We start from the raw sequence: 1919 nt of genomic DNA on the forward strand, positions 1-1919 counted from the left end.
CGGCGTCCGGCGGCGCGAACCCCGGCCGCGCGCCCCACGCACCACCCGGCCCACCCGGCCCCTGCGGGCCGTCCGAGCCGTCGGGGCCTTCCGGTGCTCCACCGGCGGCGGCGCCCATCACGCCGTCACCTGACCCGCCCCGGCCGGAGACCCCTGGTTCCACACCACCCGCGGCGGCGGCACCGCCGCCAGGATCTGCTCCACCACATCCCCGGTGTCCACCCCGTCGGCGAGCGCGTCGAACGACAGCACGATCCGGTGCGCCATCACATCCCGCGCCACCGCCCGCACGTCATCGGGCAGCACATAGTCCCGGCCGTTCACCAACGCCAGCGCCCGCGCCGCACCCACCAGCCCCAGCGTCGCCCGCGGACTCGCCCCGACCTCGATCACCGGCCGCAGATCCGGCAGCCGGTACTGCTCGGGCTCCCGCGTCGCCATCACCAGCCGCACGATGTAGTCCGCGACCAGCTCGTGCACCGACACCTCCTCCGCCGCCCGCTGCAACTCGATCAGCCGCTCGGGCGTCAGGACGGGATCGGCCTCCGGCGGGTCCACACTCATCCGCCGCAGGATCTGCAGCTCCTCGTGCGCCCCCGGATACCGCACATCGATCTTCATCAGGAACCGGTCGCGCTGCGCCTCCGGCAGCGGGTACACACCCTCGGACTCGATCGGGTTCTGCGTCGCCAGCACGATGAACGGCGCCGGCAGCCGGTAGGTGTGCCCACCCAGCGACACCTGCCGCTCCGCCATCACCTCCAGCAGCGCCGACTGCACCTTCGCCGGAGCCCGGTTGATCTCGTCGGCCAGCACGAAGTTCACGAACACCGGACCGAGCTCCACATCGAACTGCTCGGTCGACGGATGGTAGATCCGCGTCCCCACGATGTCCGACGGCACCAGGTCCGGCGTGAACTGCAACCGCGCGAACGTCCCCCCGACCACCCGCGCCAGCGTCCCCACCGCCAGCGTCTTGGCGACACCCGGCACACCCTCGATCAGGCAGTGGCCGCGCGCCAGCAGCGCCACCACCATCCGCTCGACCATGTGCTCCTGCCCCACGATGACCTTCTTGACCTCCGCGACCGTCCGCTGGAGCAGCGCGGCGGCCTGGTCGACGTCGTGAGCGGCGACGGTCATCGGCGGGTCCCTCACTCAGATGGACGGCATCGGACGGCGGAGCGCGACCGCCGCGGCCCAAGCCGCGACCGCACCACCGCCGACCGGCGGACGAACGGCCGCGCGCCCCGGCGGACGACGGCAGGCGGAGACGCCCCGTGTCGGTGCGGCCCCTTTTCCGACCTTACGCGATCACTCCGCAGGGTGTGGCGCGGAACACCCACCCTTGCCCCGCAGCCCACCCACCCCAGCCCATCCACCGACCTCCCCAGACCTCCCCGGAGCCTCCCGCGACCGGCTCCGGCCGTCCGACGACCCCGCCCCGAGCCCCCGCACCCGGGGGAGCGGAGCGCCAGGGCAGGCCGGAGACCGCGGACGTGGACGCCCCGCACCGGGAGGGGTGTTGTTAGGCTGACGGGCATGTCACGGCCGATGCCCTCCGGGGATCCTGTCCGGTTGGGGCCGTTCCGCCTGACGGCCCGGCTCACCGAGAACGCGGCCGGGATCGTCTACCTGGCCGTGGACGACGAAGGCCGCCGCGCCAGCGTCGCCGTCCTGTCCCGCGCCGCCGCCGAGGACGCCGCCGCCCGCGACCGCTTCCGCGCCGCGATCCTCGCGGGCATGCCCGCCCACGGCCACCCACACGGCCACCCGCACGGGCCCGAGTACGGACCCGGCCCGGGAACCGGCCTCCCCGCCGCGCCGCCCGGAACCCGGCCCGCCCCGGCGGCCAATACCCCGGGCGCCCCCGGATCCTCCACCGGCACCGGAGCCGGATCGGAGACCGGCGCCGCCGC

1 protein-coding gene and 1 pseudogene are annotated in these 1919 nt (G+C 74.8%); one reads left to right on the top strand and one right to left on the bottom strand.

Translation table 11 applies throughout. The features are described 5' to 3' along the window. Positions 1–117 precede the first annotated feature (117 nt). On the bottom strand, positions 118–1143 hold the full coding sequence (locus DZF91_RS24400; RefSeq protein ID WP_117359620.1) for an AAA family ATPase: 1026 nt from the start codon (positions 1141–1143) through the stop codon (positions 118–120). A gap of 435 nt (positions 1144–1578) precedes the next feature. On the opposite strand from DZF91_RS24400, the pseudogene DZF91_RS41320 reads away from it, so the two are divergent. After that, a pseudogene (locus tag DZF91_RS41320) lies at positions 1579–1919 on the top strand (hypothetical protein); the annotation flags it as partial.

The organism is Actinomadura logoneensis (assembly GCF_003428695.1).
Classification (GTDB): Bacteria; Actinomycetota; Actinomycetes; order Streptosporangiales; family Streptosporangiaceae; genus Spirillospora; species Spirillospora logoneensis.

Coding starts and splice junctions, on each gene's coding strand:
- DZF91_RS24400 (WP_117359620.1), bottom strand. CDS start 1,143: ATGACCGTCGCCGCTCACGACGTCGACCAGGCCGCCGCGCTGCTCCAG.